Annotated in this window: 24 protein-coding genes; 4 read left to right on the forward strand and 20 right to left on the reverse strand. The window is 35.2% G+C overall.

The genetic code is table 11. The annotated features are described in order from the left end of the window. On the forward strand, positions 1-294 hold a 294-nt coding region (locus ACSHWW_RS04995; RefSeq protein WP_435681325.1), incomplete at its 5' end, for a T9SS type B sorting domain-containing protein. A 101-nt stretch (positions 295-395) separates the two neighbouring features. Here ACSHWW_RS04995 and ACSHWW_RS05000 read toward each other — a convergent pair. The 9 genes from ACSHWW_RS05000 to ACSHWW_RS05040 all read right to left on the reverse strand — a co-directional run bounded on the left by ACSHWW_RS05000 (position 396) and on the right by ACSHWW_RS05040 (position 6,062). After that, the gene (locus tag ACSHWW_RS05000; RefSeq protein ID WP_435681326.1) at positions 396-779 is read right to left on the reverse strand and encodes a DUF2809 domain-containing protein; all 384 of its coding nucleotides are present in this window, start codon (positions 777-779) and stop codon (positions 396-398) included. After that, positions 779-1,480 (reverse strand): hypothetical protein, encoded by a 702-nt coding sequence (locus tag ACSHWW_RS05005; protein WP_435681327.1) that lies wholly within the window; start codon positions 1,478-1,480, stop codon positions 779-781. The genes ACSHWW_RS05000 and ACSHWW_RS05005 overlap by 1 nt, the downstream gene beginning before the upstream one ends. Before the next feature lie 9 nt (positions 1,481-1,489). Beyond that, positions 1,490-2,173 (reverse strand): DUF1361 domain-containing protein, encoded by a 684-nt coding sequence (locus ACSHWW_RS05010; RefSeq protein WP_435681328.1) that lies wholly within the window; start codon positions 2,171-2,173, stop codon positions 1,490-1,492. Positions 2,174-2,177: 4 nt separating this feature from the next. Next, positions 2,178-2,480, reverse strand: coding sequence for a hypothetical protein (locus tag ACSHWW_RS05015; RefSeq protein WP_435681329.1), 303 nt, complete (start codon positions 2,478-2,480; stop codon positions 2,178-2,180). Further along, positions 2,477-2,809, reverse strand: coding sequence for a hypothetical protein (locus tag ACSHWW_RS05020; protein WP_435681330.1), 333 nt, complete (start codon positions 2,807-2,809; stop codon positions 2,477-2,479). The genes ACSHWW_RS05015 and ACSHWW_RS05020 overlap by 4 nt, the downstream gene beginning before the upstream one ends. Beyond that, positions 2,802-4,211: a DUF4153 domain-containing protein gene (locus ACSHWW_RS05025; protein ID WP_435681331.1), complete on the reverse strand. Its 1,410-nt coding sequence runs from the start codon at positions 4,209-4,211 to the stop codon at positions 2,802-2,804. The genes ACSHWW_RS05020 and ACSHWW_RS05025 overlap by 8 nt, the downstream gene beginning before the upstream one ends. Positions 4,212-4,222: 11 nt before the next feature. Then, the gene (locus ACSHWW_RS05030) at positions 4,223-4,729 is read right to left on the reverse strand and encodes a hypothetical protein (RefSeq protein ID WP_435681332.1); all 507 of its coding nucleotides are present in this window, start codon (positions 4,727-4,729) and stop codon (positions 4,223-4,225) included. 212 nt (positions 4,730-4,941) lie between these two features. Then, on the reverse strand, positions 4,942-5,232 hold the full coding sequence (locus ACSHWW_RS05035; protein ID WP_435681333.1) for a winged helix-turn-helix domain-containing protein: 291 nt from the start codon (positions 5,230-5,232) through the stop codon (positions 4,942-4,944). Positions 5,233-5,426: 194 nt separating this feature from the next. Then, a complete protein-coding gene (locus ACSHWW_RS05040; RefSeq protein WP_435681334.1) occupies positions 5,427-6,062 on the reverse strand; it encodes a hypothetical protein in 636 nt (211 codons plus the stop codon). 183 nt (positions 6,063-6,245) lie between these two features. Here ACSHWW_RS05040 and ACSHWW_RS05045 point away from each other — a divergent pair, with 183 nt between their 5' ends. Together ACSHWW_RS05045 and ACSHWW_RS05050 are read left to right on the forward strand one after the other, a co-directional pair. Beyond that, positions 6,246-6,611 (forward strand): DUF1801 domain-containing protein, encoded by a 366-nt coding sequence (locus ACSHWW_RS05045; RefSeq protein WP_435681335.1) that lies wholly within the window; start codon positions 6,246-6,248, stop codon positions 6,609-6,611. After that, complete coding sequence (locus ACSHWW_RS05050; protein ID WP_435681336.1) at positions 6,612-7,373, forward strand: glycoside hydrolase family 25 protein; 762 nt, start codon at positions 6,612-6,614, stop codon at positions 7,371-7,373. On the opposite strand, the gene ACSHWW_RS05055 is transcribed toward ACSHWW_RS05050, so the two are convergent. The 9 genes from ACSHWW_RS05055 to ACSHWW_RS05095 form a co-directional block, all read right to left on the reverse strand. Further along, a complete protein-coding gene (locus ACSHWW_RS05055; protein ID WP_435681337.1) occupies positions 7,374-8,546 on the reverse strand; it encodes a cytochrome-c peroxidase in 1,173 nt (390 codons plus the stop codon). A gap of 106 nt (positions 8,547-8,652) precedes the next feature. Next, positions 8,653-9,135, reverse strand: a complete 483-nt coding sequence (locus ACSHWW_RS05060; RefSeq protein WP_435681338.1) for a GIN domain-containing protein — start codon at positions 9,133-9,135, stop codon at positions 8,653-8,655. A 164-nt stretch (positions 9,136-9,299) separates the two neighbouring features. Next, a complete protein-coding gene (gene kdsA, locus ACSHWW_RS05065; RefSeq protein ID WP_435681339.1) occupies positions 9,300-10,118 on the reverse strand; it encodes a 3-deoxy-8-phosphooctulonate synthase in 819 nt (272 codons plus the stop codon). A gap of 46 nt (positions 10,119-10,164) precedes the next feature. Then, positions 10,165-10,473, reverse strand: a complete 309-nt coding sequence (locus ACSHWW_RS05070; protein WP_435681340.1) for a rhodanese-like domain-containing protein — start codon at positions 10,471-10,473, stop codon at positions 10,165-10,167. 1 nt (position 10,474) lies between these two features. Next, positions 10,475-11,890 carry an MBL fold metallo-hydrolase gene (locus ACSHWW_RS05075; protein ID WP_435681341.1) on the reverse strand — a complete coding sequence of 472 codons (1,416 nt, stop codon included), beginning with the start codon at positions 11,888-11,890 and terminating at the stop codon, positions 10,475-10,477. Between the two features lie 103 nt (positions 11,891-11,993). Then, positions 11,994-12,689 (reverse strand): thioredoxin family protein, encoded by a 696-nt coding sequence (locus tag ACSHWW_RS05080; protein WP_435681342.1) that lies wholly within the window; start codon positions 12,687-12,689, stop codon positions 11,994-11,996. Between the two features lie 8 nt (positions 12,690-12,697). Further along, positions 12,698-13,180 (reverse strand): TlpA disulfide reductase family protein, encoded by a 483-nt coding sequence (locus tag ACSHWW_RS05085; protein ID WP_435681343.1) that lies wholly within the window; start codon positions 13,178-13,180, stop codon positions 12,698-12,700. Positions 13,181-13,293: 113 nt separating this feature from the next. Further along, complete coding sequence (locus ACSHWW_RS05090; protein WP_435681344.1) at positions 13,294-13,791, reverse strand: YkgJ family cysteine cluster protein; 498 nt, start codon at positions 13,789-13,791, stop codon at positions 13,294-13,296. Continuing rightward, positions 13,791-14,354: a DUF2059 domain-containing protein gene (locus tag ACSHWW_RS05095; RefSeq protein ID WP_435681345.1), complete on the reverse strand. Its 564-nt coding sequence runs from the start codon at positions 14,352-14,354 to the stop codon at positions 13,791-13,793. Before ACSHWW_RS05095 ends, ACSHWW_RS05090 begins: the two co-directional genes overlap by 1 nt. Positions 14,355-14,384: 30 nt before the next feature. On the opposite strand from ACSHWW_RS05095, the gene ACSHWW_RS05100 reads away from it, so the two are divergent. Continuing rightward, positions 14,385-15,158, forward strand: coding sequence for a membrane metalloprotease (locus ACSHWW_RS05100; protein ID WP_435681346.1), 774 nt, complete (start codon positions 14,385-14,387; stop codon positions 15,156-15,158). 101 nt (positions 15,159-15,259) lie between these two features. Here the strand turns inward: ACSHWW_RS05100 and ACSHWW_RS05105 are convergent, their stop codons facing one another. Both ACSHWW_RS05105 and ACSHWW_RS05110 read right to left on the reverse strand, forming a co-directional pair. After that, a complete protein-coding gene (locus tag ACSHWW_RS05105; RefSeq protein WP_435681347.1) occupies positions 15,260-16,147 on the reverse strand; it encodes a bifunctional 5,10-methylenetetrahydrofolate dehydrogenase/5,10-methenyltetrahydrofolate cyclohydrolase in 888 nt (295 codons plus the stop codon). Between the two features lie 72 nt (positions 16,148-16,219). Continuing rightward, complete coding sequence (locus ACSHWW_RS05110; RefSeq protein ID WP_435681348.1) at positions 16,220-16,609, reverse strand: four helix bundle protein; 390 nt, start codon at positions 16,607-16,609, stop codon at positions 16,220-16,222. Positions 16,610-16,613: the final 4 nt, after the last annotated feature.

A 16,613-nucleotide genomic window follows, 5' to 3' on the forward strand; every position in this document is an offset into this window, starting at 1 on the left:
AATGGTTGTGGAACAGTTTCTATGGATGCTGTGATTATAGGTGGACCACCATATTTCACACCTAACCAAGATGGATATCACGACACATGGCAAGTAATTGCTATCGAGACTGTACCAGATGCTAACATCTACATCTTTGATCGTTACGGAAAATTACTAAAGCAAATTGATGCTCAAGGAATAGGTTGGGACGGAACTTATAATGGTAATCCTATGCCATCTAGTGATTACTGGTATTTAGTAGAATTAAGTGATGGTCGTAGTTTTAAAGGGCATTTTGCTTTGAAGAGATAATTTTTTAAAGCTTCATTAAAACACCCCAAAGATTTTAAAATCTTTGGGGTGTTTTGTTTTGCGATGTATTGGAATTACGCTTTCGCGAAAGCGTAATTATTCTACTTTAAAACTCCTTTATACTTTTCAATGATTAATATAATTGCAAAACCAATCGTATAACACAGCATATCCCACCAAGAAAAACTGGTGCCTATTATAATTCTAGCCCAGCTATATTCTCGCAAACCTAATAGGTCAATAATTTGTAAATATTGAGCCGTTTCTACGAGGTAACTGAACATTAAAGTAAAAATAGCCACATGCAAAATACGGTGTGAAGTCACTGCCATAAAGAAACAATAGAGTAATCCTACGACAAGGACGTCGCCTAGAAATGGCCTTACAAAGGAGTCGTTTACAAATAATGCGATACAAACTTCTATAGCAAATAATAGAATGGCTGCGATTAGGTAATATACTCTAGGACTTCGTTTTATATTCATTAATCTCTTTTTTTATTAATAATTTCATTTATTTTCTCATGAAGATTTATTCTAATCCATTCATCTAATTCTTTTTCGTCATAATTTGCAGGTGACGCCGCATGCCATGGACTTTCTTCATTAACCAATACAGTTGAAGAAGTAAGGTCATATAAAGAATGATACAAATTTTCTCTTTCCATCACTAGATAATTATTAATAATAAAAATCCTAACGTTTTCATCGTTTTTTGGTCCTTCATCGTAATTAGATAAAATGTGTTTAAACGATTTCTCATCAACACCATTGAAGTCTCTAAAACGCTCGTGGACTTGATAATTTTCTTTAGTGAACTTAACTATATCCCAAGACATATCGTCAAATCCTGCTAAGGAAAAAAAGAGCACATAAACATTCTCTTTATGGATTACATGTTGCAAATAGAGATAGTCATTAAAGTAATTAGATAATATCTGCATTTTAATTTCTAGATATTTCTCTGATCCTTCTTTATTAAGATACTTAGTTGCGGAGTCTAAATATGCTGGAGCAATTGTTACACTATCTAGAATTACTTGAGCATCTAATAATTCCTGAAATTCCAATTTATTAGCTTCTTGAAGATAGTAGTGGCAAGATCTTGGTTTTATATCTTGAGAGTTTGCAGTATTTATAAAGCCAAACAGATAACCTAACACAAGGATGTTTTTTACATATTTCATTTTACTAAGTTATAATGAGGACTTCGTTTCATAATTGACAAATAATCGGTAAAACACCATTAAAAATATGCTCATAGGTAAGATTTGCAACCATGCCGTCTGGTGCGATAATGGATGTATGAAAATAGCAAATGTATCTATGAAAAGTTGATCTGGATGCTGGATGATATCCCAACTGTTCCATCTTAAATCACGACCTAAGTAAATGCCTAGTGCACATAAAAAGAGCACACCATATTCTGCTGTTTTTATGATATAATTTTTATGGATCAATTGGATAGATATGAGTCCTTGAATCATTTGCTGCAGACTTTTAAAACCTGCCCAACAGCCTGTGATGGCAAAACATGATATAAGGATACTGTCATAAATCATCCAGCTGCCGCTAGCATGTTTTATATGTATTAAATCGGTGATTATATAAGGTGCGTTAGGTAAAACAAGCAACCACAAACCAAGAACTGGAACTGATAACAAACGCGCTTTTTTAATGCTCATATGAGGTATAATCGAGCTGGTAAACCATAGACTCAAAAAGTAAGGCAGTAGTGCTAGGAATAAATTCCAGACTAAAAATAACATATAGAAATCATGAGTGATTTTCATGCGTACTGCTAGAAACAGCATACTCAATATGCTTAACAGGAGTAAGTTGCTTATTTCGCTATAGCGATTTAAAAGAAGTGTTTTCATAAATCTAAAATTCTAAAACGATTAAAAAGTAACTAAATGCTATTGGGATATTTAAAAGTAGAATTCCAATAGTTTTAAAAGTTTCTACTAAAGAAGTTTTCTGACCTATCGCCGCTATGATTACTAGAATAAGTACAAGACAGTTCCATACAAATGCGACCATTAAATAGCCCATTCCCATTTCTACTAAATTATTCTCTTGAGTAATTATAAATACCAATAATAACATGGTTCCCACGAGAAATGACCCTAAGGCATTCCAGTGTGCAAATCGATTGATAGGTTTTAAGTTTTGTAAGTAAGTCATAATATAATTTTACCGTTTAAATGAGTGTTGAGCAATACCATTCCAGTGAATATCGGAATGTTGAGCAGCATCATGTATAATGTGAAAAAGGTTTCGATTAATCGATTGGAGCGTATTAATAAATTAATAAATACGCTCATCGCTACAATCACATTAATAATTACAACTATAAATGTAAATGCAAAACCTATAACAAAAATGAAATCTGCTCGTGTTGAGAAATAGCTTACCATTAATAGCAACATTCCCAGGAACGTGATAAATGCTGTTTTAATTCCAAACCTGTTTGCCGAATCAAATTCTTCTAATCTATGAAACCACTTAGTCATTGTCTTTCTTTTGGTTACCTTCTTTAATTTTATAAGCGATATAATTAAAGTCTTGCCAGTCGCGATCTATAAAATGTTCTTCCCAGTAACGTGCAGAGCTGTAACCTAGCTTATTATTGAGCTCTTGCGCATCGTCATAGTATCCATATTCTTTAAGAATAAGAGCATTTTGTGGAAGTAAACGCTCGAGTTGTTTGTTATCTACAAAGTCATTCTTGAGATTGTATTCTGTAACCACAGCAGACCAATTAAATAGCGAAAACAAAGAGACAATCACAAAGCTAATCGTCAGGTTGCGACGCCATAGATATACAAAATTTAAACGATGTTGCACTTTAAAGTAAGTAGTCACAAGTCCTATCATACACAGTGCGAGATACACTACAACTCCTATACGCTTCATGGATAAACCATATTGATCCATGTAAAGCGACGTTTTGATAAAAATGCTTGCAATCAATAGTGCATTTAAACCTATCCATAGAAAAGTCAGTGTCTTAAGAGTGCCATTTTCTTTTATGAAATTTAAGCTTCCGCGAAAGAAGGTGGCGATAATCACTACTGCCAGAATTATACTTACCATGCTTGCATAAACACCCGAGTGCACCGCACTGCTCAGTTCTGAGGCTGCAAAATCTTTGATATTTGTTATGAACATAAACTCAGAGATCAGTACGATTACGAGAAGTACGTTTAAAGCAGCAATAGAAAAAGTTCCTAGTTGTAACTCATTTTTAGTTTTGAGTTGTTGGTTTTCGTTCTGAGCTTTAGGAAGGAGAATATTATCTGTTTGAATGTCATCATCAGTAAGTGGAGTTAGTGCTTGAGGATCGGCAATATTTGCCATGATAAATCCACCTATGATGGCTGTAAAGAACCAAAATCCATCTATAAAACTCAAGTCTATAAATCCTAACCACTCTGCAAATACCGGATTTGCTAGACTGTATAAATAAGAGAACAAACTTATGAGTAGAATAGGAATGATGGTAATACGTGCTATTTGAGCGGCTGCATATTTGGGTTCGTTTTCCTCTTTGATTTTTTTAATGTTGAATATAAAATTATGAAACATCCCAAAAAACGCATTGTACAAACCATTTAACCAGGCTACATAAATACTTGCTTGGGAACTTGCCACCATACCTATAAAGAGAAAAACAGATAAGAAATAACACAGCATCGCCATACCAGAACCATGCATGATTATCGCAATAGATGATGCGATCATTCCCATCGAACTAGCTATAATACTAGGTTTAAGAAGAGACTTAGTATTCATAATGGCAAGCGCGATAATTAAGAACAGAGCATATAGCGCTGTGTTAAGTCCTAGAGAATGATTGTAGAATAAAGTAGCAAACGTGATACTTCCCAGAATAATGATGATTGATTTTTTCATGATATGATAAATTAAGATTGGGTTTTAAATTTTGAAATAGGTGACGATAAACATTGTTTAAAATCGATGTGATGAATAGGAGCAGTGTTCTTACCATTTGCAAGTGCTGTGGTAAAATTTGCATATTGATCTAGATATAGAATCATTCCTACGAGCATGGCAAGTGCTACAAAAGGACTGCGCTTCCCATTTCCCCATAACCAGAACTGCATGGCAATTTCTTGAGCGGTATCTACTTTAAAACCAGTAAGCACGTGGAAAACATCATGGTCCTCACAACGTGGTTGTGGTTCAAACTTATGTTGCAGTAAAAAACAACCTAGATGATAACCTAAACTTTCGCTAGGATAGGAAAGCAGTTGTCTGGTATGAATATGCCAAGGATTTCCCTTTTTGAAGAATACATAAAGCACACTTGATACATTAAACCCAAAGCCAACAAATAGCTCTCTGAGATATTGTAAAGTACTTTGTATTTCAAAGTTAATAGGTAAAAAAATAGTTTTTGAATTTTTCATAGCGATTCTATTTAGTGTGAATAGAGAGTAATGGAGTAGGGTTGTTCATGATTTTTATATGATTATTTTAAAATAGTTGATCTGTTTTCACAGGCATTTTTTACTTCGTTATTCGTTATTCGTTATTCGTTATTCAATTTCAATATGACTGCCTACTACATTTCAAGTTGCGTAGCAATCTTAAAATCAACCTGCCTACTGCCTACTAATTATTAACCTTTCAAAAGCTTTTCTAGAGCAGTGATGTGTTTTTTAAATTCCAGTTTACCTATGTCAGTAGCTATGTACTTCGTATTAGGTTTGCGGCCTATAAAACTTTTCTCGACTCTTATGTATTCTTCTTTTTCAAGAGCTTTGGCATGACTGGCCAGGTTTCCATCAGTGACATCTAGCAATTCTTTGAGCTCTTTAAAATCGGCATGATCGTTCACGACTAGGACAGACATAATACCTAGCCTAATGCGGTGATCAAATGCTTTATTTAATTTATTAATGAGACTCATTGAGAGAGTTATAGGTTTTTAGCTATTGGTTAATTGTTTTTCGTGGTGGAATACCTTCCGCCTTAACTGTTCTGTTTTCAATTTTGGTTAGTTCATGACATTAAGCTTTCATTATTTTTAAAATGACCGCCTACTACATTGATATGCAAAGCGTAGCGAGCAAATCAATCAAAACTGCCTACTGCCTACTGAACTTATCGATCATATTTATAATACATCACAGCACCATAAACGATATGACAGATCCCAAATCCAGCGGCCCAAAAATATAATCCATAACCTATGAATTGTGTATTTATTAATCCTAAAGCAATACAGGTTAAACCTAGATATAGAACTGTACCAATAGTATATTTTGAAGCATTTACACAAGCTAACCCATAAAAAATGAGCATTGCTGGCGCCACCAGTCCTATGATTTTATATTGAAGTAAAACAAGAACTATCACTCCACCAGTAAACAATGGAATTGCAAAATGAGCAACTAAGCGCTTCGTTTGACTGGACCAAATGCTTTGCTTGTGTTTACGAGCTTTCTTTTGTGTAAGTAGAAACGCCGTCACTATGGAAAGTAATGCAACTATTCCGGCGACTAGAATAATGAGCATCCCATGATTCTCTGCAATACTTGAAACCATGAGTTTTTCATAACTAAAAGTATCTCTGCGTATTCCGGCATCATTAATAATGCAATAACCTACCACACTACCTATGAGTGCATAAATCCCTGCCATCACACCGCTCATTCCCGATAAGGAAATAAATCGTGTGGATTTATCCATAATGGATCTGATCTCTTTTAAATCGTCTAGAACTTTATCTTTAGTCATAATTAAAGTACTTTGAAATACAAAGTAAATACATTTTATTCATTTCTCAACTATTTATTTGGATTTATTTTTACAGTAGAAGAGTATTTGTGAATTACGCTTTCGCGAAAGCGGAACCTAAAAAGTAAAGTTTATCCAGAGCATGTTGCTGTCCAAAAGCCTAAAAAGAATAACTTTACTACCATGAATCCTGCACTTGAGTATATCAATAAAACGCCCGAACCGTATCGTGACATTATGTTGCACTTGCAAGTTCTTGTGGAACACGCCATACCAGAGGCTCAACTCAAGTTCAAGTGGAGACTGCCTTTTTATTATCTGGATGATAAAACGATGTTTTGCTTCTTTAATTTTAGGAAGAAATTTGTGGATTTAGGGATGAGTTATGGGAATGAATTAAGTAATCAACATGGTGTTTTAATAGCTGGTGAAGGACGTAAAATGTTGCGTTCCCTGAGATTTGAAACTGTAGAAGATATAGATGATCGAGTAGTTATGGAGACCTTAAAAGAGCTTAAAGGCATACGTTTGAGCCATAAAAGGAAATAGATGAGAGCAAAAAAGTGGTTGGCAAGCATTATTCTCATGACAGTTATAGCTGGTGTTTTATACGTCAATAGATATCCTATATATAGATGGTACATCTATCAAACGAGATATGAATCCTCACTTGCTTATAAAAGTAAACGCATCCAGCAATATGATATTCATGGAATAGATATCTCTCATCATCAAGGTAAAATAAACTGGTCTGCGATTAAACATCCTGATAGTACAAAGCAAATAGACTTCGTCTTTATAAGAGCAGCAGTAGGTACTGATACTGATAAACGTTTTAAAGAGAACTGGAAAGGAGCCGCAAACGCCGACATTAAAAAAGGTGCTTATCACTATTACTGGAGTGATGTGAATAGTGCTAAACAAGCTGCGGTTTTTACCAGTCAGGTAACTCTTAAAAAAGGAGATTTGCCTCCAGTGCTGGATATAGAAGACACTTCAAATGTTCAAAATAAAGCCTCTTTAAGGAAAGGTCTTAAAAACTGGATTAAAATTATAGAAGCTCATTACGGTGTGAAACCTATAATTTATAGTGGTGAGGCTTTTTATAGAGATGTCCTCAAACCCGATGCTTTCTTTAAAGAATATCCGCGTTTATGGATAGCCAACTATAATAGAGTAGCTGAGCCTCGAGTTTCTTGGCATTTCTGGCAGTATAGTGATCGATTTCCAGTAAGTGGTATTAACACGCTGGTAGATGGAAATGTTTATGGTGGTAATGAAGAAGAGTTTGAGGAACTATTAGTGCCTTAACTATTGATTTTCAAATGGATTACTCCACTTAGGATTTGTGTAGATATCACTACCGCTTAGTGTTTTTAGGAAATTAATAAGAGCCTGTTTATCACTATCGGTTAATTGTAATTGTTGACCTACCGCGCCATTTGCTCCACCACCTTGAAATAAAATAGGATCAACAAGTTGTTGATTAGTCATATCTATATCATTATAGTGATTCACCATTTCTAGTAAAGTAGAAAACGAGCCGTTATGCATTAATGGTCCGTTAAGGTTCCCATTTGGGTCTGTGAGATCTCTTAAGGTAGGAGACCTTGTGTTGTTATGATCAAAAACGTTTGGATCTGCAATGGTTGCTATGACTCCATTATTATGAATATTATCTTTTATGGCAAATTCTGGTGCCACGTGACAGCTTACACAGCCTGCGCCACCATTTTCTGGTGTGGTTATGAATAAGAATTTCCCTCGATTTTCAGACATGTTATAATTAGGAAATGCTGGTCCTGGATCGCCTGTTGTCATTAAACCTTGATCATATTTTGAATCAAAGGATTGAATACTTAATACAAAATGTGATAAACTTTCTTGTAATCTTTCTTCAGTAATGGTTTCATCACCATAGATATGATTAAAAAGAACTTGATAGTAATCTATAGCAGCAAGTTTTACTAATAGATCTTCAAAAGTTGGAGCACCTTGTTCTCCAGAGAATCCCATTTCTGCATGGTCTTTAATGGGTTGTGTCACTTGACCTTCAAGTGAATTTACTCTTTCATTCCAGAAGTAATTTGTCCCAGGTTGAAATCCTGCATTAACCAGTCGCATACTATGTCTTCCAGTAACTCCATTAACACCTATACTAGCAACTGCGGTATCACTAAAGGCGTGTTCTTGCTGGTGACAGCTAGCACATGATATAGAGTTGTCAGTAGATAATTGTTTGTCATAAAATAAGATACGACCTAGTGTTGCTTTTTTATTATCGATATCATTTCCTTGATTAGAAAATCGGATGTAAGATGGAACACTAGTATTTTGATAGCTTGCTGGTGCCTCTAGGTTGATTTCATTCCCAAATGCACTTTCTAAGATTGCTTGATCCGTAGGCTTGTACTCATCTTTTTCACTTTGACAAGAGATTAGAAAAGTAAGTATAGCAAGGAAGAAAAAGAATTGAACTTTCATAAGTACTTTAATTGTCAGACTACTAAAGTAACTTAAAGTTTGAAAGCACACAAAAAAAGCTCTTATGTAATAAATAAGAGCTTTAATTATTCAACTTAGATAAGTTTTATTCTTGTAAGGTACCGTTGATGCTTTCTTGAACCTTTTTTGCGTTTTCAAAAATGGCTTTACTATTTGCATCTCTAGAAATCACTAGATTTTCTATGGTTGCATCACTTAAATCTGTGATGTAGCTTCCTTTCATAGATAAATAAAGGCTGTCTAGAAATGTAAACTTAGAAAGTAACATATTTCCATTTCCATTTAATGCAATTGCCTTTAAACTATTAGTAAAAATGCGTATTCTTAATCCTGGAATATCACTACCATTTTGCTGGATTGTTAGTGTGTTGTTCTCAGAACTAATAGAGAAATTTTTCAATTGCTCTTCACTTGCTGTAAACATGACTTGATCCTTATAAGAGTAAACAATTTCCACGTTTGCATTTGCATCAATTTTAATTTTTGAGAAAGATGCTACTTCCATGTTGATCTGTGCAAATCCCAGAGTTGTGACCAGGAATGCTGCAATACATAAATACTTTTTCATAATATAAAGTTTTAATTGTTAGGTGTATAGATAGGACTTAGCATTATAGGCAATGTTACAGAATAGCAATTGTTTAACACTTAAAATGAACAATTGGTAAACAGTTAAACAAAAAAAAGCCTGCAAAACTTAATTTGCAGGCTTAATAAAACTTTTAATTCTTTTTAGAACGATTGGACGGTTTTTCTAATGGCTACTAACCGTGTTAACAAACCTTCTAAATATTGTAAATCGAGCATATTTGCTCCATCACTTTTAGCATTTGCAGGATCAAAGTGCGTTTCTATGAATAATCCATCTACATGATTTACTATTCCCGCACGAGCAATAGTTTCTATCATTTCAGGTCTTCCACCAGTTACACCGCTAGTTTGATTAGGTTGTTGTAAACTATGAGTAACATCCAGTACTGTAGGAGCAAATGCTCTCATGGTAGGAATACCTCTAAAATCTACAATCATATCTTGATAACCAAACATAGTTCCACGGTCTGTGATCCATGCTTTATCGCTTCCAGAGTCTTTTACTTTTTGAACCGCATGTTGCATCGCTTCAGGTGACATGAATTGTCCTTTTTTAAGATTCACTACTTTTCCCGTTTGAGCGGCTGCAACAACTAGGTCAGTTTGTCTTACTAGGAATGCTGGAATTTGTAATATATCTACATATTCAGCAGCTTTTGCCGCATCGCTTACTTCGTGAATATCTGTAACAGTAGGAACTCCAAAAGTTTCAGAAACCTTACGTAAAATTTTTAATGCTTTTTCATCACCTATTCCCGTAAAGCTATCGATACGACTACGATTAGCTTTTTTGAAACTTCCTTTAAATACATAAGGGATTTTAAGATCATCAGTGATTTTCACCACTTTTTCTGCAATGCGCAGTGCCATTTCTTCTCCTTCTATGGCACATGGTCCAGCGAGTAGGAAAAAGTTATCAGCATTTGCGTGCTTAATTTGTGGGATATCAGATAATTGCATTTCTTTTTCTTTAGTTTGTAAATAGATTTTGGTCTAAATGTGGAGATTAAGCTCTATCGCCATCCCATTCACTGAAACCGCCTATAAGATTATAAGTAGTTTCAAAACCCATCTGGTCCATGATCTGGCAAGCCTGACCACTACGTCCACCACTGCGGCAGTAGATGTAGAAATTTTTAGTCTTATCCATTTTTTCCAGTGCCGCCATAAGTTCTTGCGGTTGGAAAATGTCGTAGTGTAAAGCGTTAGGAATCATACCTTCTGTGACCTCGTCGGCAGTGCGTACATCTATGATTACCGCATTGCTATCTGTTGCGGTAAGTTCTTTCCATTCCTGTTTTGTTATATCTTTCATATTAAAGTGAACAACTTGGTGTTTCAACAATTTTTTGAGTTCCTAAATTAGTCTTTTTTATTGCTCCAAAGCCGCCTTCTACATTCACTACATTATTAATGCCATGAGTGGCTGCAATACTTGCAAAAATCACAGAGCGATAACCACCACCACAATATACGTGGTAACGATTTTCTGCTTTTAATTCTTTCACATTGCTATGAATATCATCTAGAGTGTAAAGTGGTACATTTTCTACATGAGCGCTATTGTATTCTCCAGGTTTGCGAGCATCAATAGGATTACTTACAGTACCGTTAGTAAGTCCATCCATGAATTCTTGTGCTGTAACATTTTCTATTTTCTGTGTTTCAAAACCAGCCTCTTTCCATGCTGTTATTCCGCCTTTTAAATAGCCTTGTGTATTATCATAACCTACACGAGCTAGTCGAGTTACGGTTTCTTCCTCACGATTTTCTGGTGCAATAAAAACTATTTTTTGATCTATATCTTCAATTAAAGCACCTACCCAAGGAGCAAACTGCCCATCGAGTCCTATAAACCATGATCCAGGAATACTAGCAGCAGTGTATTCTTGAGGTGAGCGCACATCGAGAACTAGATAATCTTGATCATCCACGAGAGCTTTAAATGAATGAGCATTCATGGCCGTATTTCCTCGAGCTATGATTTCATCTATACTTGAATTCACACCTTTATTCATTGACACGTTTTTAGGGAAATAACCTGGTGGTGGCGCAATTCCTGTGGTCAGTTCTTTAACGAAATCTTCCTTACTCAAGTCTGCTGCGAGAGCATAGTTTGTTTTCTTTTGATTTCCTAAGGTGTCATATGTTTCCTTGCTCATGCTCTTACCGCATGCACTTCCTGCACCATGCGCAGGATAAACTATAATATCATCTGGAAGTGGCATGATTTCGTTACGTAGAGAATCATATAAATGACCAGCAAGATCTTCAGTGCTTAAATCAGATTTTGCGGCTAGGTCTGGACGTCCTACATCGCCTATGAATAAAGTGTCTCCAGTAAAAATCGCTTTTTCTTTTCCTTCTTCGTCTTTTAATAAATAACACGAGGATTCCATAGTGTGGCCTGGCGTGTGTAATAGTGTAAAAGTTACATCTCCTACTTGGAATGATTGTCCATGTTTCGCTTTCGCGAAAGCGTAACTCGTCTCAGCATTTGGGCCCAAAACAATCGTCGCACCAGTTTTATCTGCAAGATCTACGTGACCAGAGACAAAATCTGCATGAAAGTGAGTGAGGAATACATATTTAATGGACACATTATCTTGAGCTGCACGGTCTATATATTGTTGTACTTCTCTTAATGGATCTATAATTACAGCCTCACCAGCCGATGCGATGTAGTAAGCACCTTGGGCAAGACATTTAGTATAATGTTGTTCTAATATCATGTGTAATGAACTATTCTTTTTGCAAAAATACGATTTTGAAATGTTTCCAAATAAGAAAGCCCATGCATAAACATGGGCTTGCTATCAATAAAATTGATACTTATTAATTCTTAATAGAACAGCCTATTGCGACTGTTTTAGTAGGGTTAACTTCCTCATTATTTAATAACTGATTTACGGCATCACGTAAGTAGTCATTTTTAATCGCGCTGGCATCTTTATGATTATCATCTATAGCACCTATATATTTCACCACGTTATTACCATTTTCTTTGCGCAGTAAAAATACGTGTGGAGTTTTAGTCGCTCCATATTGCGGATATATTTTCTGTCCAGCATCAAATAAATAAGGGAACGTAAAACCTTTCTTTTGAGCTCTTATTTTCATGTTCTCAAAACTATCATCGGGATAGGTAGCAGGATTATTAGGATTAATAGCAATGACTGGATAACCTTTTTCCTTAAATTCTTTATCGATGGCGATTATACGATCTTCATAAGCCACTGAATATGGACAGTGATTACAAGTGAATATGACTATAAATCCTTGAGCATTTTCATAGTCCTTTAAAGAAACCATTTTATCATCCACGTTTTTAAGAGAGAAATCTGTCGCTTTATCACCGATCTCATAGCCTTTCCTCACGGGCGCATTATCTAGGATCTTTACAGAAGATGTGCTGTTCATATCCTCACCAGACATATCCATGCTCGTAGACCCAAAATTTAGGGAACCACTTATTAATACGAAAGCAAGAGCTACTACAGCTACTAAGGTTAAAATTTTGAGCGTTTTCATCATCATCTTTATTTTTTGAGCAATGTTTCTACTTCTTGCTCTAATTCATTAAAATCAAATTCTTTATTAAAAAACTTACTTTCGTTTTTATACTTAAATAACGTTACAGGTATAGCTCCATCCCAATGTTCGTCTACTAACGGAATATACTCTGCCGCATATGGATGATCTAATAGCTTTACTTGAGACTGAATACTATGAGTTGCAAGAAACGGATTTACTTTGCTTTCCAGATTTTCAACATCATCCAGTGAGATTAAAATTACCTCAACTTGATCTCCATAGTTGGATTGCAATTTTTCAAATGCCGGCAATTCATCTACGCAAGGTTTACACCATGTAGCCCAGAAATTAATTACCTGAACTTTATCCGGTTGAGCGTCCATGATTTGGGTAATGCCATTTAAATCTATAACAACAGCTTGTTGAGGTGCCCGTGAACTGCAAGCCACTATAAAAATTAAGAAAATTATGGAATAAATACCTTTCATGTTTCAAATATATTTAATGAAAATGAAATAGTTCTAATTTTTAACTATCATTAGCATTGTCATGTTAAATGCTCTTAATATTTGTAAGTATAATAGCAGCTAAAATAAAAGCCTTAATTCATGGGAATTAAGGCTTTCATTTTTTCTACTATTTTAAACGCAGCTGGACATATTGCGGTATTCTTTACCGTAAGATTTCCCAGTTGCTGGAATTTACGTCGATCTGTATGTGGATATTCTCGGCAGGCCTTAGGGCGCACCTCATAAATGGAGCAGTAATTATCTACTCCTAGAAAATGACACGGCGTTTGTTGCAGTACATAATCTTTATCCTCATCAACTCTTAGAAATTGGTCTATGAAATCACTCGGTTTCATCTTGAAATGTTTTGCAATTCTATCGATGTCTTTATGAGTGAAAAGCGGACCAGTTGTTTTACAACAATTTGCACAAGTAAGGCAATCTACCTCTTCAAAGGTCCCGTCATGCAAGACTTGCATGCGACCGTCTAAATCTTTAGGAGCTTTTTTCTTAAGCTTTTTAAAATAGGCTTGATTTTCCTTTTTCTTTTGTGCAGCAAGTTGTGGAAGGGATTTTAAAAAATCTTCCATTAATTACATCTTCCCATAGGCATGGAGCTGGTGTAACCCATTTGCTTTAATTCACCTGTAACTTCACAAAAAAGTTCACGAGACCAGTAAACACTTGCGCTTTCTTTTGCTTTATTAATACGATCCATACGACCGAATAGTTTAGTTCCTGTATTAGATTGTCTAAAAGCCTGATAAGCCATCTTATCTTCCTCACTCATTGCATTTGGATTAGACTTCAATTGTTTTCCAGCACTAGAAGTGTAGAAGTTGATCAAGTTGCTCAAGTCTTGCTTATCATCAAAGATGCTGCGATATTCACTTGCAAGAATTCCTTTTAACTTAGCTACTGACGCACTTTTGTTAGCCGCATATTTTGCCCATATTTCTGCTGGAACTTCTTGAGTTTGATACGCATCTTTAAACATTTTCAGCATACCATCATAGGCTGCGTTATATTCTGCATCGATGCCACTTATTTCAAAGTACTTCATCATTAAAGATTGGTAAGAGTCGTTTGATTGCGCTTTCGCGAAAGCGGAAAAAACTAACAGAGTAAGGAATAATTTAATAGTGTGCTTCATTTTTATTTATTTTCGGTAAAAATATATGTTATGAAAAAGATAATTCAATTATTGTGCCTATTTATCATCGGCATCGGATTAAATGCATGTTCGTCAGACGATAAAGATAGTGATACTGGAGGTATTCTTTCTAACAAACTTAATTTAGGCGCTAGTGCACATGGGTTATTGAGTGATGAAGTCTATAAGAAAATAATTATTGAAGCCGTATATGTGGATGGATTTAAGCCAGAACAAGCTTCCTTAAATAACTTAATGTCTTTTTTAAATGCACGCCTTCATAAATCCCAAGGAATTTCATTAATCGAAAGAAACGTGCCTTCTCAAAATATGAGTTCTTATACTCTTGATCAGGTTGCAAGTCTTGAAGATCAATTGAGAACACAATTTAATACAGAGGATACTCTTGCTATATTTATTTTATTTACTGAAGAATCAAATGCGTCTGACACTAGCAACAGTGTGACTCTTGGAACCGCTTATAGAAATACTTCACTAGTCATGTATCAAAAAACCATCGAAGAATTGAGTGGTGGAGTTGGACAATTTAGTAGGGTTGATGTGGAAACTACGGTTTATGAGCATGAATTCGGTCACATTATGGGATTAGTAAACGTGGGAACTATGATCCAATCAGATCATGAGGATTTAGTGAATACTGGTCATTGCGATGTAGATGGTTGTTTAATGAATGCAGATTTAGACACTCTTAATCCGTTAGGAATGACGGGAATGATGGGTTCTGGTATATTATCGCTGGACGCTCAATGTATTGCAGATCTGCAAGCTAATGGTGGAAAGTAGCTTTATTTATAACTCTGCGAAATAGTTTGAAATTTTGCTGTACATAAAAAGCCTGTTTATGAATTTATAAACAGGCTTTTATATTAAACGTAAAATAGTATTTATCTCTGTGCTGCGCGGTGTCTTTCTCTTGCAAGCAATGTGTTTTTTAATAACATAGCAATGGTCATAGGACCTACACCACCTGGAACTGGAGTGATATGGCTTGCTTTTTTAGAAACGTTCTCAAAATCTACATCACCAGTTATGTAATAACCACGTTCGCGAGATTCATCCGGCACTCTTGTGATTCCTACGTCTATTATGACGGCATCATCTTTAACCATTTCGGCTTTTAAGAATCCTGGAACTCCTAATGCTGTAATAATAATATCTGCTTGAGATGTGATTTGGGTAATGTTTTTAGTATGACTGTGAGTAAGTGTTACTGTAGAGTTACCAGGGAATCCTTTTCTTCCCATTAATATACTCATAGGACGACCTACTATGTGAGAACGACCTATTACTACGGTGTGCTTACCTTGTGTATCAACATTATAACGATCCAGTAATTCTAAAATCCCAAATGGTGTAGCTGGAATAAAAGTGCTCATATCGAGTGCCATTCTTCCAAAGTTAGTAGGGTGGAAGCCATCTACATCTTTATCAGGATCAACGGCCATCAATACTTTTTGTGTGTCAATTTGTTTAGGAAGTGGAAGCTGAACTATGAATCCGTCGATTTCTGGATTATCGTTTAATTTCTTAATCTCTCTTAATAATTCTGTTTCACTAGTGGTATTGGGCATGCGAACCATAGTGCTTTCAAAACCTACTCGCTCACAAGCTCTCACCTTAGAACCTACATAAGTTAAACTAGCGCCATCATTCCCTACGATTACCGCAGCCAGGTGAGGTACTTTTTCACCTTTGTTTTTCATTTCCTGAACGATTTCAGTGATTTCGTTCTTAATGTCGTTACTTGTTTTTTTTCCGTCGAGAATAATCATAATTTCTGATTGCCTATTTTCTAATTACTTCGTAATTAATTATTACCAATTTTTAAAGTTGGACTCTTAATCCTAATCGTATTTATTACCTCTGCGTTCACTGTTTTTTAAATATTTCATAAATCCAGCAATTTGCTTTTTACAATTTTCCATTTGAGCTGATATATCATCAAATTGGATTTGTGTAATATACTTGCGATCCAGACATCTATATAGTTGTGATTTTGATTCATCACAACTTGCTTTGGCAATACTTAAAAATTGAATAAATTCTTTATTTCCATCTCTATCAAAACCTTCCGCTATGTTATCCATAATAGAACCCGTTGAACCATTAAGCTGATTCCATAGTTTATAATCTTTCTGTAAATCAGATAAAAGATAAACTTCATGAACTTTATCACATATAACTCTAGCGATTTTCCAAATCTCTAAATCTTCAAAAGTTGTAAAATGTGCCATAACT

Origin of the sequence: Nonlabens sp. (assembly GCF_051251825.1) — a bacterium.
Classification (GTDB): domain Bacteria; phylum Bacteroidota; class Bacteroidia; order Flavobacteriales; family Flavobacteriaceae; genus Nonlabens.

What these genes read in the sequence shown, in the direction of transcription:
- ACSHWW_RS05040 (WP_435681334.1), bottom strand. Translation starts at nt 6,062, where the DNA reads ATGACTAAAGATAAAGTTCTAGACGATTTAAAAGAGATCAGATCCATT.
- ACSHWW_RS05015 (WP_435681329.1), bottom strand. Translation starts at nt 2,480, where the DNA reads ATGACTTACTTACAAAACTTAAAACCTATCAATCGATTTGCACACTGG.
- ACSHWW_RS05035 (WP_435681333.1), bottom strand. Translation starts at nt 5,232, where the DNA reads ATGAGTCTCATTAATAAATTAAATAAAGCATTTGATCACCGCATTAGG.
- ACSHWW_RS05090 (WP_435681344.1), bottom strand. Translation starts at nt 13,791, where the DNA reads ATGGAAGATTTTTTAAAATCCCTTCCACAACTTGCTGCACAAAAGAAA.
- kdsA (WP_435681339.1), bottom strand. Translation starts at nt 10,118, where the DNA reads ATGCAATTATCTGATATCCCACAAATTAAGCACGCAAATGCTGATAAC.
- ACSHWW_RS05080 (WP_435681342.1), bottom strand. Translation starts at nt 12,689, where the DNA reads ATGAAAACGCTCAAAATTTTAACCTTAGTAGCTGTAGTAGCTCTTGCT.
- ACSHWW_RS05095 (WP_435681345.1), bottom strand. Translation starts at nt 14,354, where the DNA reads ATGAAGCACACTATTAAATTATTCCTTACTCTGTTAGTTTTTTCCGCT.
- ACSHWW_RS05060 (WP_435681338.1), bottom strand. Translation starts at nt 9,135, where the DNA reads ATGAAAAAGTATTTATGTATTGCAGCATTCCTGGTCACAACTCTGGGA.
- ACSHWW_RS05100 (WP_435681346.1), top strand. Translation starts at nt 14,385, where the DNA reads ATGAAAAAGATAATTCAATTATTGTGCCTATTTATCATCGGCATCGGA.
- ACSHWW_RS05010 (WP_435681328.1), bottom strand. Translation starts at nt 2,173, where the DNA reads ATGAAAACACTTCTTTTAAATCGCTATAGCGAAATAAGCAACTTACTC.
- ACSHWW_RS05020 (WP_435681330.1), bottom strand. Translation starts at nt 2,809, where the DNA reads ATGACTAAGTGGTTTCATAGATTAGAAGAATTTGATTCGGCAAACAGG.
- ACSHWW_RS05105 (WP_435681347.1), bottom strand. Translation starts at nt 16,147, where the DNA reads ATGATTATTCTCGACGGAAAAAAAACAAGTAACGACATTAAGAACGAA.
- ACSHWW_RS05005 (WP_435681327.1), bottom strand. Translation starts at nt 1,480, where the DNA reads ATGAAATATGTAAAAAACATCCTTGTGTTAGGTTATCTGTTTGGCTTT.
- ACSHWW_RS05050 (WP_435681336.1), top strand. Translation starts at nt 6,612, where the DNA reads ATGAGAGCAAAAAAGTGGTTGGCAAGCATTATTCTCATGACAGTTATA.
- ACSHWW_RS05110 (WP_435681348.1), bottom strand. Translation starts at nt 16,609, where the DNA reads ATGGCACATTTTACAACTTTTGAAGATTTAGAGATTTGGAAAATCGCT.
- ACSHWW_RS05030 (WP_435681332.1), bottom strand. Translation starts at nt 4,729, where the DNA reads ATGAAAAATTCAAAAACTATTTTTTTACCTATTAACTTTGAAATACAA.
- ACSHWW_RS05075 (WP_435681341.1), bottom strand. Translation starts at nt 11,890, where the DNA reads ATGATATTAGAACAACATTATACTAAATGTCTTGCCCAAGGTGCTTAC.
- ACSHWW_RS05085 (WP_435681343.1), bottom strand. Translation starts at nt 13,180, where the DNA reads ATGAAAGGTATTTATTCCATAATTTTCTTAATTTTTATAGTGGCTTGC.
- ACSHWW_RS05055 (WP_435681337.1), bottom strand. Translation starts at nt 8,546, where the DNA reads ATGAAAGTTCAATTCTTTTTCTTCCTTGCTATACTTACTTTTCTAATC.
- ACSHWW_RS05000 (WP_435681326.1), bottom strand. Translation starts at nt 779, where the DNA reads ATGAATATAAAACGAAGTCCTAGAGTATATTACCTAATCGCAGCCATT.
- ACSHWW_RS05045 (WP_435681335.1), top strand. Translation starts at nt 6,246, where the DNA reads ATGAATCCTGCACTTGAGTATATCAATAAAACGCCCGAACCGTATCGT.
- ACSHWW_RS05025 (WP_435681331.1), bottom strand. Translation starts at nt 4,211, where the DNA reads ATGAAAAAATCAATCATCATTATTCTGGGAAGTATCACGTTTGCTACT.
- ACSHWW_RS05070 (WP_435681340.1), bottom strand. Translation starts at nt 10,473, where the DNA reads ATGAAAGATATAACAAAACAGGAATGGAAAGAACTTACCGCAACAGAT.